The organism is Cycloclasticus sp. (assembly GCA_040743155.1).
Classification (GTDB): Bacteria; Pseudomonadota; Gammaproteobacteria; order Methylococcales; family Cycloclasticaceae; genus Cycloclasticus.
The window spans coordinates 2306863-2324774 of the sequence record JBFLJU010000001.1 but is presented as its reverse complement, the minus strand read 5'-3'; the positions used below and the strand labels follow the sequence as shown (position 1 = coordinate 2324774).

The following is a 17912-nucleotide window of genomic DNA, read 5'->3' as shown; positions in this document are numbered from 1 at the left end:
TAGCGTTTAGGCTAAGGAATTAAGACAGGGCTGCCCGTTGTATTTCGCTGTTCTAAATAATCATGTGCCTTAGCAACATCAGAGAGTGAAAAAGTCGCGCCTATTTGTATTTTGATCTGCCCTTTCTCAAGTTTATCTAAGTAACGAGCGGCGCTTTCAAGGATCTCTTGCCGATTTCTAGTGTAGTGATATAGCGTCGGGCGGGTTAAGTAAAGAGAGCCTTTTTTTGACAGCTCCAATACGTCAAAGGGGTCCGGTTTACCAGACGCATTGCCAAAACTGACCATCAGTCCGCGCGGGCGGAGGCAATCAAGCGATTTCATAAAAGTAGTTTTGCCCACGCCGTCATACACAACATCTACTTTTTGACCTTTTGTTATCTCGTCAACAGCTTGCACAAAATCTTGCTCAGAGTAATTAATGACAAAATCACAGCCACACTTCTCAGCAATACGAGCCTTTTCGGCAGAGCTAACGGTGCCAATAACGGTCGCACCAATTGTACGGGCCCACTGGCAGGCAATCTGGCCTACTCCACCGGCCGCCGCGTGAATTAATATGGTGTCGCTGGCTTTTAGTTCATACAAACGACAGAGCAGGTATTCAACCGTCATGCCTCTAAGCAAACTGGTGGCGATGGCGCTATCTTCAATACCGTCGGACACAGGCACAAGCTCGTTTATATCGATGACTCTATATTGAGTGTAAGCACCTTTTGCAGCTGAATAAGCAACACGTTGACCAACAGAAAATTCGCTAACGCCCTCGCCTACTTGCTCAACGACGCCAACAGCCTCGTCACCTAATATAGACGGTAATTCAACCGGGTAAAGACCAGAGCGAAAATAGGTATCTATATAGTTGACACCAATTGCGGTTTGCTTAATGAGCACTTGATGAGCTTTCGGCGGGTTTACGTTAGTTGATTCAAGTTGAAAAACACTGGAGTCGCCGGTTTGATAAATCTTAGCAGAAAGGCTTGAGTACATGGTGCTTCCAAGGTGGTTAAGGTGGGTGATGAAAGTAACAAAATTCGTTAATTAAGTAAAACCTAATATTAAATTTAATTTTTGAAAAAAAAGGGGTACAAAGTTAAAGAATTCATATATATTCGGTTTGCAAAGTTAAGTGTTTAGAATTTGGTAAACCGGCTAAGAGTTATGATGATGCTTCTCAATTAGTGATAATTGTCATTGACAGTAACAGCCCAATTATTATAAATTTGAACGCTTGTTAGATTGAAAATTGTAAACAAATCTATAAAAAATAGATTCCGTTGATGAGGGGAAGATAGTGAAATCGATAAATATTAAACAAAGTAAAGGCTCGCGCCTTTTATTCGCGCTTGTATTGGCGTTCCTAATAAGTGGAATTGCTATAGCAGAAAATGGCGATTCGGCCGAACAAAGTCAGTTCCACCGATTTTGGCCTGATAATTTATACGCAGTTGAATTTGTTGATGACAAGCTTGGCTTTGTAGCAGGTTATTCTGGTTCCCTTTTTAGAACAGAGGACGGCGGTGAGTCATGGGGCGCAGTTTACATGGGGGTCAATGAACTTATTCGTCACGTTTCATTTGTCGATGCGAATAATGGCTGGGCCGTAGGTCATCGCGGATCAATCCTACATACAGCAGACGCTGGTATAACGTGGGAAGTTCAAAAACAAGACGCCGGCACTTATTTGAGAGACATTGCATTTGCAGATGCAAACAATGGCTGGGCTGTTGGCCATGACTCGGCGATTTGGCATACAAAGGATGGCGGTAAAAATTGGCAAAAGCAATCGTTAACGGGTTTTGACGGCCGCGATTTACCAAGATTACATGGCGTTGTTGCAAAAGATGCTAATACTGCAATTTTGGTGGGTGAGTTTGGAACGATCGCGCATACCGAAAACGGTGGTGAACTATGGATGGTTACGTATAACCGAAGTTCAGGAACCTTACTTTCAATAGCAACTCAGGGAGATGGTGCGGTTGCGGTTGGCTTGGATGGCGGTATTTATTCCCTTACGCTAGCGACAGACGCTCAACGAGAGTCAGTAAAAGCAATTAAAGATGCAAAGCTGGCAAAAAAAGAAGCCAGAGCGAGAAAGAAAGCAGAGCGGCGTGGCAAAGAATATGTGGCTAAAGAAGTAGCGGTATTGCCAGAAACAGAGATTGATTATTTCGTTAGCGAAATAGACAGTGGAGTCAGCAATCACTTATATGACGTCGCCAGCGCAAGCAACAATGATGTGTTGGTTACGGGTGCGTCAATCGTACTTAAAGTGTCTATGGATGATGCTGTGGTAGAAGCAGAGGCAGTAGAACAAGTATTACAGCCAACATTTACAGTGACAAGTCTAACGCCTCAAGAAGGCTTCCCGCTTCCATACGTTTGGATGGGTGGGATTGCTGTAACACCGTCAGGTGACTTTTGGGCAGCAGGTTTACGCGGCATGATTGTAAAAGGTAATTTGAATGATATGTCCTTCGGGCAGAAACTAAATATAGCTGGGTCTGAAGCGGTTAAGCTGATATCTAGTCGTTGGGGAGAAAAATAATGATTAATAAATTATCCAGTTTTATTTCAAGGCATCCGGTATTTGTTGCCTCATTGTTGGCACTAATAACAATTGTGCCTGGGTATTATGCGTATAAAGGCCTGTCGCTGAATGTTGTATTAGAAGAAATGCTACCAGCAGACTCAAATAATGTTGAATTGTTTTTGAGGTTTGGTGAGCAGTTTGGCGGCGCGAATACGACCTTAATTGAAGTAAAAAATAAGAAGGGAAATATTTATAACCTTGATTATTTAAAAAACTACAAGCAGATTGCTGAAGATGTGTACTACAACAAGAGTACATATCGCCATTTAAGCCAGTCTTTAGTGCTTAGAAAAACAAAGGCGATTTCAGGTGGTGGCGGTCGTGTGGGTGTGGATGCTTTGCTGTGGCCAGATCTACCTAAAAACGAAAAAGATATGACGCGTATGCGTCAGTTTGTTAATAAACAATATAGAGGTCTTCAAGTCTCTAATGATGAAACCTCAGCTATTATCATTGCAGACTTTAGAGATGAGGCAGACAAGTTAGAAGTCCTTAACTTTTTCCTAGATTTACGCGAAAAATATGAAGGGGATGATTTAGAAATTAACTTTGTGGGTCGCCCGATACTACTTGGTTACATCTACCAATCACTAGATGCTGTGTTTAATATTTTAGCGGCGTCATTGGTAATTATTGCGATTATTTTGTTCTTATACTTTAGAACATGGGTTGGCGTGTTTATTCCAATGTTTACAGCTTCAGTAGCGACAATTTGGGGTCTAGGTGCAATGGGTGCGGTTGAGTATAACCTTGATCCACTGCTCATTCTCTTACCGGCCTTTATTTTTGCCATCGTGTTATCGCATGGTGTGCAGTTCACTACGCGAATATTGGATAATATTGATGCCTGTGATGAGCGACCAACAGATTGTCGTGTCTGTACTAGAGATGGTTTGGCGTTATTGTTGGTACCAAGTACAGCGGCGATTATTACTGATGCGGCCGGTTTTGGTGTGTTAGGGCTAGTTGCTATTCCAAGTATCGAATCACTGGCGGTAATTTGTGGTTTATGGCTACTATCTGTTGTACCTGCACTTATATTTGCTGCAGCGGTTATGTGCTTAATCAAACCACCAAAGTCGCACAAAACGGGTTCAATTATTCTCAATAAAATTTGGGCTGCTGTGATTAATATGGAAGATCACAAGTGGACAATGGTCTTCATCACAGCGAGTTTATTAGCAATGGGTGGCTGGTATTCACAAAACCTAACGGTTGGTGATACAAAAGGTAGTGCTATTTTGTGGCCAGAAGCTCGCTTTAATAAAGACGTTGAATCAATTAATACTCGATTCTCATTTTTGGGAACCGATATGATGCAAGTCTATGTGGAAGGTGAAAAGGACACCATGTTGGATCCGTCTGTGTATCACCAAACAGAAGCGCTTGATCGCTATGTATTTGAGCATATGTCTGAAGTACGTCCAGCCATCAGCTTAGTGCCCATCATTAAGTTAATTAACTCGGTGTTGTTTGAAGGGGATCCGTCGTACGCGCTCATTCCAGATACTAAAGAAGAAGTAGGTTTTGATATCTACATGTTCCGTTCAAGGGGTGAGCCGGGTGATTTTGCGGCCTACACAAACAACGACTGGGAAATTGGTAATATATCGTTCTTCCTAGAAGATCATAGTCGACCAACAATCCAAAAGTTAAGAGATAACTTGGACGCTTTCTTTGCCAGTGAAAAAGAAGTGGTCAGTGATGCCAAGTTCTTATATATGGGTGGGCAAGTTGGTATCGTCGAGGCACTTAATAAAGAAATCGTTAATTCAAACGTTAAAACAATGGTGGCGATCGCTTTTGTTATTTTCTTTTGTATTGTCTTGTACTACCGCTCGGTTACTACTGGCTTGATTCTATTATTTAGTTTGGCAACGGCTAACTCACTAACTTACGCCTTTATGGCGTGGAAAGAAGTGGGCTTAAACGTTAGTACTTTACCGCTAGCTGCGCTGGGTGTAGGTCTAGGGGTGGATTACGGTATTTACATGATCGATAGAATTAAAGAAGAATACCGGAACTTAGAAGTAAAAGATGTGCACGAAGCGATTCACCATGCCTTCTTAACATCGGGTAACGCGATCTTTATTACAGCGGTGACAATGATAGCGCCGTTAATTCCATGGGCGGTTGCATCACCACTAAGGTTCCAAGCTGAAATGGGCATGTTATTGTCAATGGTGTTATTCATGAATATGTTGGGGTCGTTACTGTTTGTACCAGCAGCAATTGCAGCATTCCACCCGAAAGCGTTATTTACCATCAAGGATGCTGCTACGAAATAATAAAACAACAGTGTTGTAAAAAAGATAAAAAACACTATGTGGCGCTAAAAAATTAGTGTATAAAACAAGTGTTAGAAAATATATATAAGCAATTGACAAGAAAATAAAGGGGAAACCATGAAGTCAATAATAAAAACAGGCCTAGCGGCCGCATTAGGGTTAGCAATAGCTGCGCCTGCTTTTGCGTTAGATACCGGTATTAAAGGTCTAACACAAAACGGTCGTATCAAAGTTGGTGCATCCGTGTTGTATGATCTTAAAGATCAAGGTAATAAAATGGGTCCGTCGCAATGGATCATCGAATCAAAAACGACATACCGTCCAAGTAGAAAATGGACATTCGTAGCAAATTTCTGGTTACGAGGCGATTTATCAACAGAATTTACCAGCTTTAATTCAGTTGGTGGTGTAACTGATCAAACTCCGAGTTTTGCGTTTGAACCAGGTTTAGATCCAACGGATCCGCTATCATTTCCAAATATTACTTTCCCTGGTACTGTGCCGTTTAAACTCAATAATTGTAAGGGCAATGTGGGTTACACCTGTCGTGAAACCAGTGAGGTGCAAATCCTTAATGACTGGGAAGAAGTTATTCGTGAGTTATCGGTTAAATATCGTGATAGAAAAGGACGCTTTAGTGTTAAATTTGGTAAACAACAGCGTGGCTGGGGTGAGTCAGATGGTCTACGTTTAATCGATTTACTGCACGCACAAGACTTACGTGAGCGCTTTGCTTTTAGAGACTCAGATGAGCTACGTATCCCGGCATTAATGCTATCAGTGGACTTTAACCTAAAGAAACTTGGAATGGCGGCGCCGTTCGAAGCACTCGGTATGCACCGGCCAACAGTTGAGTTTAACTTCACACCAGAAGTTTTCCATTCGAATGTTATCGTTAACAATCCAACACCTGGCGAGTCTGACTCAGCCGGTGGTCTATTTGGCTTGCCTTGGCCAGTAACACTAGATGAGCCCTCCGGTAGTGGTTTAGTTGGTTTTGCATTTGCAACACCTGAGCATAAATCCAAAAGACTGAGCTTTTCAGACGCCGAATACTCATTGCGTTTGAAATTTGAAACACTTGGGGGTGTTGCAACACTAAATGCTTTTTACGGCATGCAAGATTTGCCGGTACTCAAATTAAGAGGGCTGGATTTATTTATCGGTGGTGATGTTACAACTGGTGCAGGAGCTGGTTTTGGTACTTGGGGAACTGGCGGTTTGGCCCCTTTACCTTCTGCGACAGGAGGTCGTTACACATTTTCAGCTTCCCAAACAGAGGCGATTGTGCATGGTGCTGGCGGTTACTTAGATTGGTTACGTGACCTGTCTGTCGGTGGCAATGTATTAACGGGTGGTTTACCACAAGGAAGCCCATTAACAGCAGCTACGACAGCTTTTGGATTTGGGTTAGGGGCATGTAATGATCCAGTATTGGATGCAGATGGAGACAATTCAGTAGCTTTTTGTTCTGTAAGAGCAGGTGTAGAACTAGATTACGACTACAGACAAATGGTGGTAGGTGCAACCTTTACTCGTGACTTGTCAGACTTTATGGCTTTTGGGCGTAAAAATTCATCACCTTCTATACGTTTAGAAGTAAGCCATGAATTTGATCACCCGTTCAACCGTTCAATTGTTAATCCTACAGAAAATTTTGCTGGGCTAGATGCGACCATAAATCTAGATGGGTCGGCAAATATAGATCAAGGAAGTTCTGGTGCATTGGCTGTTATACCTAGTAATGCGATTACTAAATCAGACATTACTTCAGCGATGATTGGTATAGATTTCCCGTTCTGGGTACCAGGTTGGGAAGGTCAGGAAAAATCAATCTTCACAAGCTTTCAATTGTTTGATATTTATACACACGATGCAGATGAAGGTTTGTTAGCTCAAGCACCTTATGCATTAGACGAAGTGTCAGACCACCAGAACTATATGACGTTCTTATGGAGCATGCCGTTAGACAGTCAAAGATTAGTTCTTGAAGGTTTAGTTATTGAAGACTTTACAAATGATGCAACACTATATCGTCAACGTATCGACTTCAACTACTTCGGTGACAGCTGGCGCCCACGTCTAGAATGGTTGCATTTATCAGGTGACGCAGAAAGCCCACCAATTGGAATGTACGACCACTCTGATTATGTTGAACTATCTTTAACATACCAGTTCTAAGAAATAAAAAAGCGGGGAATTAATTCCCCGCTTTTTTTTTATTTTGCGTAAATGCAAATAAAGAGGCAAGAGGCAATATAGAAAGTAAGGACTAATTAAATATATAAAGTAAAAAGTAATAACAGGAGAACAGAATGAAATTAAATAAAATAGCAGCAGCGCTTGGTTTTGTAGCGGCTGTATCAGTTACGGCGCCGGTTATGGCGGATACAAATAGGGCCTTAGATGCTTGGAAAGCCTTTGCGGCAGAGCAAAATAACCCTAATTATGATAAATGGGTCACTCTAATTTCAGACCCTAAAGCAATTGCTTTAGCGAAAGAATGGAAGGACTTACGTGGATATGATGCCTACGATTTAATGGATAAGGCAGATATACCTGCGGACCTAAAGGCTGGTTTGGTTATTAATGGTGAAAACAAAGGCGATTACCCTTGGTTAAAGAAATATTTACCAGAAGAGGTATATGCTCATATAGGTGGTGAATGGGCTAATATTAAACAAATTACAATTGTGCCAACAAATACCTACTATATGCATGAAGGATATTTGAAAAACACTAAAGAACTTCGTGATAAGAATATTAATATCACTATTGATGAGACAGGTTTCCTTAAGTATGACGATGGCACGAGAGCGCTAATGTCTGGTCCTGGCGCTACGGCTATACCGTTTCTTCATCCTAAAAATGGCATGGAGCTTCACTGGGACTTCGTAGCTCATTCAACCAATAATGACACGCTTGCATTTAACCCTGTTAAATTTGATGCATGTTCACCTGATGGGCATGAGCGTGGTTATGTAGCCGATTTGTGGTGGTGGCATTATCACAACCGATCAGTTACTGCACCGATGGGTGAGATTGAAGGTAAGGAAAAATACGTTGAAGGTGGATCAGTATTCTTCCTAGAGCCAAACGATATTCGCGGCTTGGCTGCTGTTAGACAACGTTACGCAGGTCCAGATAAAGAAGATGACTTTAAAGTGTTTATTCCTAGTTTGCGTCGTACTCGCTTGTTAACAGGTTCTGACTCACAAGATCCTATGGCTTCAGGCCTTGAGATTACTTGGGATGACTGGCGTGGTTCATGGGCGAAGACAAATATTAAAAGTTTTGATTACAAACTTGTAAGAGAAGGCTTTATTCTTGCTCAGCCAGAAGTTGGACATGCATATGACCCTATAGATTGGACTGAAGATCAGTGTGGAATTAATAATATGGATGTAGAACTTAGACCGATTTGGGTTCTAGAAGTAACTGATAAGTCTGGTAAGTATATGTACTCAAAGCGTGAAACCTATATTGATAAAGAGTTTTACTACTTACAATATCAAATGACTTGGGATCCACGCGGTAATCCATTCCGTACTTGGGATGATGCGCGTGATTGGAGACCAAGCGTTGGTGATGCTATGTGGAAAAACGTGCTTATTTTGAATGAAGCTACGCAAAGACATACAACACTTCGATTAGATGGTGCTTGGACAGATCGTGAAGAAGATGTAACAGAAGAAATGTTTGATATTGACCAATTACGTGATTATCAGTAAAGCTTAATAGTTAAACAGAGATACAAAAAAGCAGCGAAACTTCGGTTTCGCTGCTTTTTTTATGCCTTAAATCAATAATGCAGACGTTAAAAGCTCTTATAATATGTAAATGATGTTAGAGGACCTTGAACTAGCATTAAGAACTAAATAATTAAAGCTTGTATAGAATTATCCACTAGTAAACATTCCTGAAGACTTGATATCTATAAGTGCATGACAGATAGATTTGTTGAGGATTATCTGTAGCTAGCTTGTATAGAAGACTCAAGCTGATCAAATTGGATGAGGTAAACTTAATTGATTACCAAATTACTTATTTAACTGTTTGAATAAACCAATTGAAGGATTGGTTATGCGTGGCTATTTTGATTGATATAAACATAAGTAATATGAAGGAGCAATAAATGAAGATGAGTAAATTTGCAGCAGCGATTGGATTCGCAGCAGCTGTATCAGTGGCATCGCCTGTATTGGCGGATACCAATAAAGCGCTAGAAGCATGGAAAGCATTTGCTGCTTCTGAAAAGAACCCAAATTATGACAAATGGGTTAAATTAATTTCAGACCCTAAAGCTATTAAATTAGCAAAACAGTGGAAAGAACTACGTGGCTACGATGCGTATGATCTTATTGAAAAAGCTGAGATTCCTGCAGAGCTAAAGCCTGGGTTAATCATCACCAATGAAAATAAAGCCGATTACCCATGGTTAAAAGACTACTTACCAAAAGAGATGTATGAAGCACTAGGAAATAAGTGGGCAAACATTAAGCAATTTAAAATTGTGCCGACTAACACCTACTATATGCATGAAGGTTACTTAAAAGGTACCAAAGCAATTAAAGAAAATAATACTAAGCTAGTCATTGGTGAAGATGGAAACCTGTTATATGAAGACGGTTCATATGCACTGATGAGTGGTGACGCTAGTACAGCGATTCCTTTTTTAAATCCTAAAAATGGTATTGAGCTAAATTGGGATTATGTAGCACATTCTACTAATTCAGATACCTTGAGCTTTAACGCAGTCACAATGAATGCATGTACTAGCGACGGTAAGCTTGATAGAGAATATAAAGCGGACTTATGGTGGTGGCACTATCACAACCGCACGAATGTAGCTCCTATGGGCGACATATACGGTAAAGAGAAATTTATTGAAGGTGGTTCTGTATTCTTCTTAGAGCCCAACGATGTTAGGGGTCTTGCTGGTGTTAGACAACGATACGCTGAGTCAGGTAAAGAAGATGACTTTAAAGTATTTATTCCAAGCTTAAGAAGAACGAGACTATTAACAGGTTCTGATTCTCAGGATCCTTTGGCATCTGGTTTAGAGCTCACATGGGATGATTGGCGTGCATACTGGGTTAAGACAGATACAACTATGTTTGACTACAAGTTAGTAGGAGAAGCATTAATTCTTTCGTCACCTGAAGTGGGTCACGCATATGATTCGCAAGTATTAACAGCGGACAAGTGTAATTGGGAAAGTGTTGAACTTGAACTTCGCCCAACATGGATTTTGGAAATTACTGATAAAACAGGCAAATACCAATATTCAAAACGTCGTTCTTATATTGATAAAGAGTACTATTATGCGCAGTATCAAATGACATGGGACCCTCGTGGAAACGCATTTAGAAACTGGGATGAAGTGCGTGATTTCCGTCCATCTGTTGGCGATATGCAGTGGCGTTCAACGATCATTTCAAACCAAGTTACTCAACGTGTATCAACGTTACTTATGAATTCATCATGGGACGATCGTGGTGAGGAAGTTTCGGACGAAATGTTTGATATTGATCAATTACGCGATTATCAATAAAGCAAACAAGTAGTTAGCGTTAAAAAGCAGTGAGGCGAAAGCTTCACTGCTTTTTTTATGCCTGAAATCAATTTTAAAAGGAAAAAGTATAGTAAGACGAGATAGAAATTAATAGTATGTAGCAATATAAGGGGAAGGGAATGTTTAATATAAAACAAAAACTGGCATATCTTCTATTGTTCATTATCTTACTTGGCTGTAGCAATGATCAACCTGATCAGATAGCCAGTAAAGAACCTGCGGGTGTAACGACTTCAGCTGATGAGGCTATCAACACTGATATTGCTGATCAAAATACCGGCGTTAGGTATTACGGGTTAGAGCAAAATTTACAGCGCTATTCTGCTTTAACGCAAATTAACGAGAGCAATGCTGCGCAATTAAAGCCGGCATGGATCTTATCCCTAGGTGATAACCGCGGGCAACAAACGCAGCCGATAATTATAGACGGCGTTATGTATGCAACCACGCATAATGCAAGCTATGCGATTGACGCAAAAACAGGGCGTCAATTATGGAAAAGCAAGATTCAATACCCACCAGATACACTGACTTGCTGTGGTATCACCAATAGAGGAGCGACATGGCATGAAGGTATTTTATACCGTGTAACGCTGGATAATCGGGTTCAGGCCCTTGACCCAAAAAATGGCAAGGTTATTTGGCAAAAGCGTGCGGCAGACGTAAAAGAAGGTTACTCCATGACCAGCGCACCGCTAATAGCTAACGGCACAATGATTACGGGCATTGCCGGTGGAGAATTTGGTGCAAGGGGCTTCTTGGATGGCTGGGATCCCAGTACGGGTGAACATTTATGGCGTTTTTATACCGTGCCAGAACCTGGAAAGCTTGGTAATGATACTTGGCAAGGGGACGACTGGAAGCGCGGCGGTGGCCCGACTTGGCTTATTGGTTCATACGATAAAGAACTGGATATTGTGTACTGGGGTGTGGGTAATACGGCACCATGGAATGCAAACATGCACCCGGGTGACAACCTGTTTACTGAGAGTGTCATCGCCATAAAACCAAAAACCGGCGAGTTGGTTTGGCATTATCAATTTACCCCAAACGATGGTTTTGACTATGACGGGGTCAATGACCCGATTCTTGCGGATATTATGATTGATGGCTCTGAACGCAAAGTCATGATGCAAGCAAACAGGAATGGATTTTTTTATGTACTTGACCGCACCAATGGAAAGCTACTAAAAGCCAATCAATTCGTTGATAAGGTGACATGGGCTGACGGTATCGATATGGAAACCGGTAGGCCAATCGTGTCCGAGCGTGTAAAAAATATGTTGAAGACGGGTGAAACGACCGAAATTTGGCCATCTGCATTTGGCGGTAAAAACCTAGCACCCATGTCTTATAGCCCTAAAACAGGGCTTGCCTACGCCAACACATTTAACGTGGGCTGGAAATACACACCCGTAAAACAAGAGTATAAACAAGGGATGTTCTATATTGGGGCGAGCTTTAAGTGGATATTTCCCGAAGGAAATAAAGGTTATTTACGAGCTATAGACCCGTTGACCGGTCAGGCAAAATGGGAATTCCCAACAACGGTGCCAATGAATGGGGGCACGTTAGTGACAGCAGGAAATGTCGTCTTTTCGGGTGCTCAAACGGGCGAGTTGTATGCACTAAATGCACAAAGCGGCGAGAAATTATGGGAATTTAGAACCGGCTCAGGGATTATTGCGCCGCCGATTACTTATCAAATTGACGGTAAGCAGTATATTGCTGTAGCCAGTGGAATCGGCGGGGTATACACCAATTTTTCAGGTGATATAGATCTAAAAAATGTTAACCCCGGCGGTTCCATTTGGGTGTTTGAATTGGCTGAAGGCGCAGACCATAGCACTATTCATGCTGAAACTAATCGGCCGCCAGAAGAGCATCAAATAGATTCAACGGTGGCCAATAAAGCAGAATGGTCTGATCTCGTAAAGCACGGTGCGGAGCTCTATGAGCAGGCTTGCTCGCACTGCCATGGTGTAGAAATGAAAACCGCGGGCACAACGTTTGATCTTCGTACGTTCCCTAAAAATGATAAGGCACGGTTTAACGATTCAGTTATCAATGGAAAGGGTTCAATGCCGGCATGGGGTAATAAGCTATCAGCAGACGAAGTGAATGCCATATATGAGTATGTTGTTAAATAATTAAATAATTAAATTAATAGAGGAAGAGAGATGGAAAAGTTAGATGATTTAATAGATTTTAAAACGGGCCGTCAGAAACGGCTTATCTATTCAGATGCTGATATTTATGAGCAAGAGATGGAGAAGATATTTGGCCGCAGTTGGCTTTTTTTAGCCCATGAGTGCCAGCTTGAAAAACCGGGTGATTTCATTCGTACCTTTATGGGGGAGGATGAAGTGTTGGTGGTTAGGCAGAAAGATAAGAGTGTAAAAGCTTTTTTGAATACGTGCACACACCGTGGTAATCGTTTATGTAAGGCCGACCATGGAAACAGTAAAACATTTGTTTGTAATTACCACGGCTGGAGTTTTAATTTTAGTGGGGAGTTAACCGGTGTACCACTTGAAGAAGCTGCTTATGGTAATGATTTAGATAAATCTAAATTTGGCATGGTTGAGGTCGCGCAAATTGCCAGTTATAAAGGCTTAATATTTGCTACCTTTGACGAACAAGCGCCAAGCCTAGAAGATTCTCTAGGTGAAATGAAGTGGTATATGGATGTTTGGTTGGACGCGATGCCTGAAGGAACAGAACTTATTGGTACAGCAATGAAAGTGGAGTTACCGGTCAATTGGAAGCTTGCAGTAGAGAATGTATCAGGTGATGGCTACCATTTGGGCTGGGCGCATGCAGGAGCTATGACGGTTACAGCAGAATCAGGTATAGCTGGCTTGTCTGTCGGTAATAGTGAGGTTGACAACGCTGCGGCGGTATCTGTTGCTGGATTGAATGGGCACACAGTACTGGCGGCTTTAGACGGTAAGTCAGGCTATGCTTTTTACAATGAATATCAGAAAGCCTGGGATTATCTAGATGCGAACAGAGCAACGGTTGTTGAGCGCTTAGGCAAGTTTCGTGGTGAAAAGATGTGGGGCTCACAAGTCAATATGACTGTATTCCCCAACTTGCAATTTTTGCCTGGTCTTAATTGGTTTCGTGTTTACCACCCCAAAGGCCCCGGAAAGTTTGAAATGTGGACTTGGGCGATGGTAGACAAAGAAATGTCGGATGAGCTCAAACAAGTCATTCTTGATAATGTTAGCCGAACGTTTGGTCCAGCTGGTATGTTCGACAATGACGATGGAGATAACCTGCAGGCGGCTACCGAGCAATCACGCGGTTGGAGAACGGGGCAAATGGATGTGTACACCAATATGGCGCTTGGTGGTGAACATAGCCGAGAAGAAATGCCTGGAGTGATTAGTGAAGGGCTGGTCTGTGAGCAAAATCAGCGCTATGTGTACCGGCGCTGGCTAGAAATGATGAAAGCAGATAGTTGGGCGGATATTCCCTTTTATAATAGCCTAGAAGAGGCACAAGCTACGGAGGGTAAGTAATGAACTTAGTACATGCAAAAAATGATATTTATTTAGACCTACAAAAACACTTATTCCAAGAGGCTCGTATTCTAAGTGCTGAACGATATGATGATTGGTTAAATACTATATTATCTGACGATATTTACTACTGTATGGATATGCCGCAGAGGCGTTTTAGGGAAGATAAGTCTGGGCAACGAGCACCCGCTAAAACACCTATATTTAAGGATGATATGGAGTCACTCAAAGTTAGGGTTGGACGCTACAGTACAGGTTTTGTCTGGGCTGAGAACCCAATGAATGCATCACGTCACATTATTAGTAACGTAGAGGTGTTTGAGACCGATGAGAAAGATCAGTTTAAGGTATATTCAATTGTTGAATTACATAGAAGTCGATTAGATTCAGATAGGAAGCGCTTTACTGTTGGACGTGAAGATACCTGGATAAAATCAGCTGAAGGCTATAAATTACTCACCCGTTCGATGACATTGGATGATAGTGTGGTGCTTGATAGCAATATGAACTTTTTTCTTTAGATTATAAATAAAATAAGGCAATTTTTATGGGATGGTTGGATAGTAAAGTAGTGCTGATTACAGGTGGTGGGTCGGGTATAGGCTTGGCGGTTGTGGAGCGTTTTGTAGAAGAAGGGGCTCGCGTGTGCGTTATGGATAGGTCTCAAGAAGGAGTCGATGCTCTTGAAGCGAAGTTTGACGGTAAGGTGGTAGGTATTACCGGCGATGTTCGTTCGTTCGCAGATAATAAAGCGGCGGTTGCTAAAACAATTGAGTGTTTTGGCCAGTTAGATACATTTATTGGTAATGCGGGTATTTGGGACTATATGGTGCCGCTTGAAGCTCAAGAAGACGATAAGGTGGAAGGTATTTGTGATGAAGTTTTTGCCGTCAATGTAAAGGGGTATTTATTGGGGGCGAAGGCCGCGTTACCTGAATTGAGAAAGACGAAAGGGAATATGGTTTTCACTGCATCGAGTTCTAGCTTTTATACAGGCGGTGGTGGGCCAATCTATGTTGCTTCAAAACATGCGGTTATTGGTATGATCAAGCAATTAGCCCATGAAGTGGCACCCGATATTAGAGTTAATGGTGTTGCACCTGGCGGAACCATGACCAGTTTGGGTGGCAGTGCGGTAGCGGGTCAAGCCGAAGCGAAATTGAGTGAAATACCGGATGTGGATAAAATAATTAGTAGTATGACACCGTTGGGCTTTATTTCAGAACCTGAAGCACACGCCGGTATTTATCTGTTATTGGCTTCGGATAAAAATAGTGGCTACATCACGGGTAGTATTATTAATTCTGATGGTGGTATTGGTATTGGAGTGCGTCCAGAGTAAGTCAGACGTAATGCAATAAAAAAGCCCGCGACTAGCGGGCTTTTTTATTGGCTTGTTATATAGGGTAAGCTATATAGCGAGGTAGTACATTGGTGTCGATAACGGCTTTACGTTGAATAAAGCTGGCAGAGCCGTTTTCTATTAAGACAATGTCCTCATAGCGGCCAACGCATAAGATATCAGTTGTTTCAATAAGGTTTTGAGTATAAAAAGTCGAGAAATTATAGTCTGCTTGGTAACGATTATTTCCTAAAGACGTGATAGACGTTAATTGAGTCATATGCCTTGTTTGATAATGTTCAGTAGAGTCTTCTTGAATTTCTGTGACTTGCTTTACTCTATCCTGTAGACGCTCATATTTATCATCTAGCATAAAGCCAATGGGGAAGCCATTGCGCTCGTTTTCATTTGAAATTAATGTATAAGTTCCCTGCTTATTAAAACAAGCGAGCCACTTATGCATGTCCAATTTGTCCAATGAGCAGATGTAATCACGGTTTAAATTTTCAATACTAAAAATAACACTTGGTTCAATTTCACTCATGATGTCGCCCTCTTAAAGCCCATGGTTTTTCTATAATGTTCCCACCTTGGTAAATTACCAGACTCATCATTTTGTCCAACCTGAAGTTCTAATTTGTACTCGTCTTTTACACCCTTTTGGAAAATCGCCATGCCGGGCGTTTTATTGCCCTTATCAATACGAGAGAAAACAGAGGCATCTTCCATACTGATAAGACCACAGGGGCCTAATAAGTTACTGGATTGACGTATTCTGTGTGCGACCATTTCGTCATCGTCATCTTCATGAGTGAAATAAGCGTAATGTACTTCTATACCCTTTGGACCTTTTGGGTATGCATAACGAATATTCAACATATCCATGTGTTTAGAGTAAACAGTGACGGGAAATTGCATCTGCACAATAGAGCCGGTACTGGTTTCAGTGCCTTTAAAGTCAAGAATGGAAGGGTCCTTTAAGGCCGTAATGTCGTCAGGGATTTTAAGTTCAGATTCAAATGATAAATGACCATTTTCAGATACGTTTTGTACACCCTTACCGCCTTGCCAATTTAGCATTTTAAAGGCTAGGTGAAGTAGTGGCGCGTGGTAGCCATCATTATCGCAATAGGCTTTCCAGTTACAGTTATAATAAACTTTTTGATAACCGACAAACTTCATCCGTCCGTCACCACCTAGAATACGGCCAAGTGGCTCATAGAAATCTTCGCCAAGGTATTCTCTTAGCGGAGCAACTGTGTCGCTCATTGTAATGAAGTAAAGACCGTTATATTCCTCAGTACGAAAGGTCGCTAGGCCAAAGTTCTTTTTATCAAAGCCAGGGGCATATTCACGGCTGTTTGGGCAGCCAACTAACTCGCCTTCAGGGTTGAACAGCCAGCGATGGTACGGGCACTCAAATTCGGTTTTATTACCTATGCTTTCAGTAACAAGTGTTGTGCCACGGTGGGTACAAGAGTTTTGAAAAATACGTATTTTATTGTCTTGGCCACGTACCGCAAAAACAGGTATGTCGCCTAAATCAGCAGCTTTGAAATCACCAATATTTGGGATCTCGCTTTGGTGAACAATGGGATGCCACTCATCACCATAGAATATTTTCTCAAGTTCAAGCGGCCATAAGTCTGCTCGTTCAAAAACTTCTTTAGGCACTTCATTATATTTAGCAGGCCACTCTAGAGTGGCGTTATTGTTAGATTCTTGCGTCATGTTTCCCCCTGTAAAATTGTAGTAAAAATACTATATATAATTTTTTTTGGGCAACCTATATCTATTCGATGAGAATTTGATATTAGTCACTAAACTGGTTAGCGCGTAGAGGTATTGGCGTGTTGTTGAAGCATTGCATGATCAATAATTTTGATATTGTGGCCCTCTTTATGAATGCATCCCGAATCAATTAATTTGGAGAAGGATCGGCTGACGGTTTCAACCGCAAGACCAAGATGGTTTGCAATATCTTGTCGAGCCATTGGCAATTGAAAGCTGTTGTTTTGTGAGCCATATTTATTAATACGGCTATGGTAAAAAATTAAAAAAGCAGCTAATCGGGATGAAGCGGCTTGCAGAGCAATGATGTTTTGTACTTGAGTCATCGCCGCCAGTGCTGAGCTATATAACTTAACCGAAAAATCAGACAGGCTAGGAAATTCCTTTCTTATCGTACGAAGTTGAGGGTAGTTAATCTTACAAGCCAAGCTATTTTCAAGTGCGTCAGCGCTATTAAGCGTGACTCCAAACGCGAGGCTGTCTAAACCGATAAATTCACCGGGTAAAAAGAAGTTATGAATGTGCTCAGTACCTTGAGGTGAGATCATTTTAGTTTTAAATGAGCCTGTTTTAACTATATATAGGTAACCGGCTTTATTGTGCTGTTCAAACAAGATGTCACCTGCTTTATAGGGGAGGTTGGTCTGAACGATATTTTCAAATCGGAATAACTTTTCGGCTGGCATCCCTGACGGGACACATTTCTTTGCAAGTATGCAATCGGCACAGTTTGATTTAGTCGTTTGTATTGGCATTGATGAAGGTGTGTCTGATTACTTATAGCTCACTGTAAACTA

General features: G+C 41.6%; 13 protein-coding genes. 9 read left to right on the top strand and 4 right to left on the bottom strand.

What is annotated here, in order from left to right:
• Window positions 1-11: 11 nt before the first annotated feature.
• Window positions 12-989 (bottom strand): quinone oxidoreductase, encoded by a 978-nt coding sequence (locus AB1Y31_11145; protein ID MEW4983733.1) that lies wholly within the window; start codon window positions 987-989, stop codon window positions 12-14.
• 304 nt (window positions 990-1293) lie between these two features.
• Here AB1Y31_11145 and AB1Y31_11140 point away from each other — a divergent pair, with 304 nt between their 5' ends.
• The 9 genes from AB1Y31_11140 to hcaB all read left to right on the top strand — a co-directional run bounded on the left by AB1Y31_11140 (window position 1294) and on the right by hcaB (window position 15324).
• On the top strand, window positions 1294-2547 hold the full coding sequence (locus AB1Y31_11140; GenBank protein ID MEW4983732.1) for a YCF48-related protein: 1254 nt from the start codon (window positions 1294-1296) through the stop codon (window positions 2545-2547).
• On the top strand, window positions 2547-4880 hold the full coding sequence (locus tag AB1Y31_11135; GenBank protein ID MEW4983731.1) for an MMPL family transporter: 2334 nt from the start codon (window positions 2547-2549) through the stop codon (window positions 4878-4880). The genes AB1Y31_11140 and AB1Y31_11135 overlap by 1 nt, the downstream gene beginning before the upstream one ends.
• 117 nt (window positions 4881-4997) lie before the next feature.
• Window positions 4998-7061, top strand: coding sequence for a hypothetical protein (locus tag AB1Y31_11130; protein MEW4983730.1), 2064 nt, complete (start codon window positions 4998-5000; stop codon window positions 7059-7061).
• Between the two features lie 134 nt (window positions 7062-7195).
• The gene (locus tag AB1Y31_11125; protein ID MEW4983729.1) at window positions 7196-8611 is read left to right on the top strand and encodes an outer membrane lipoprotein-sorting protein; all 1416 of its coding nucleotides are present in this window, start codon (window positions 7196-7198) and stop codon (window positions 8609-8611) included.
• 404 nt (window positions 8612-9015) lie between these two features.
• Window positions 9016-10434 (top strand): DUF1329 domain-containing protein, encoded by a 1419-nt coding sequence (locus AB1Y31_11120; GenBank protein ID MEW4983728.1) that lies wholly within the window; start codon window positions 9016-9018, stop codon window positions 10432-10434.
• Between the two features lie 140 nt (window positions 10435-10574).
• Window positions 10575-12605 (top strand): PQQ-dependent dehydrogenase, methanol/ethanol family, encoded by a 2031-nt coding sequence (locus tag AB1Y31_11115; GenBank protein MEW4983727.1) that lies wholly within the window; start codon window positions 10575-10577, stop codon window positions 12603-12605.
• Between the two features lie 30 nt (window positions 12606-12635).
• Window positions 12636-13982 carry an aromatic ring-hydroxylating dioxygenase subunit alpha gene (locus AB1Y31_11110; protein ID MEW4983726.1) on the top strand — a complete coding sequence of 449 codons (1347 nt, stop codon included), beginning with the start codon at window positions 12636-12638 and terminating at the stop codon, window positions 13980-13982.
• Window positions 13982-14503 carry an aromatic-ring-hydroxylating dioxygenase subunit beta gene (locus AB1Y31_11105; GenBank protein MEW4983725.1) on the top strand — a complete coding sequence of 174 codons (522 nt, stop codon included), beginning with the start codon at window positions 13982-13984 and terminating at the stop codon, window positions 14501-14503. The genes AB1Y31_11110 and AB1Y31_11105 overlap by 1 nt, the downstream gene beginning before the upstream one ends.
• Before the next feature lie 26 nt (window positions 14504-14529).
• Window positions 14530-15324: a 3-(cis-5,6-dihydroxycyclohexa-1,3-dien-1-yl)propanoate dehydrogenase gene (hcaB, locus tag AB1Y31_11100; protein MEW4983724.1), complete on the top strand. Its 795-nt coding sequence runs from the start codon at window positions 14530-14532 to the stop codon at window positions 15322-15324.
• 55 nt (window positions 15325-15379) lie between these two features.
• Here the strand turns inward: hcaB and AB1Y31_11095 are convergent, their stop codons facing one another.
• The 3 genes from AB1Y31_11095 to AB1Y31_11085 all read right to left on the bottom strand — a co-directional run bounded on the left by AB1Y31_11095 (window position 15380) and on the right by AB1Y31_11085 (window position 17870).
• Window positions 15380-15868, bottom strand: coding sequence for an aromatic-ring-hydroxylating dioxygenase subunit beta (locus AB1Y31_11095; GenBank protein MEW4983723.1), 489 nt, complete (start codon window positions 15866-15868; stop codon window positions 15380-15382).
• Window positions 15865-17055, bottom strand: a complete 1191-nt coding sequence (locus AB1Y31_11090; protein ID MEW4983722.1) for an aromatic ring-hydroxylating dioxygenase subunit alpha — start codon at window positions 17053-17055, stop codon at window positions 15865-15867. The genes AB1Y31_11095 and AB1Y31_11090 overlap by 4 nt, the downstream gene beginning before the upstream one ends.
• 98 nt (window positions 17056-17153) lie before the next feature.
• Window positions 17154-17870 (bottom strand): helix-turn-helix domain-containing protein, encoded by a 717-nt coding sequence (locus tag AB1Y31_11085; GenBank protein MEW4983721.1) that lies wholly within the window; start codon window positions 17868-17870, stop codon window positions 17154-17156.
• Window positions 17871-17912: the final 42 nt, after the last annotated feature.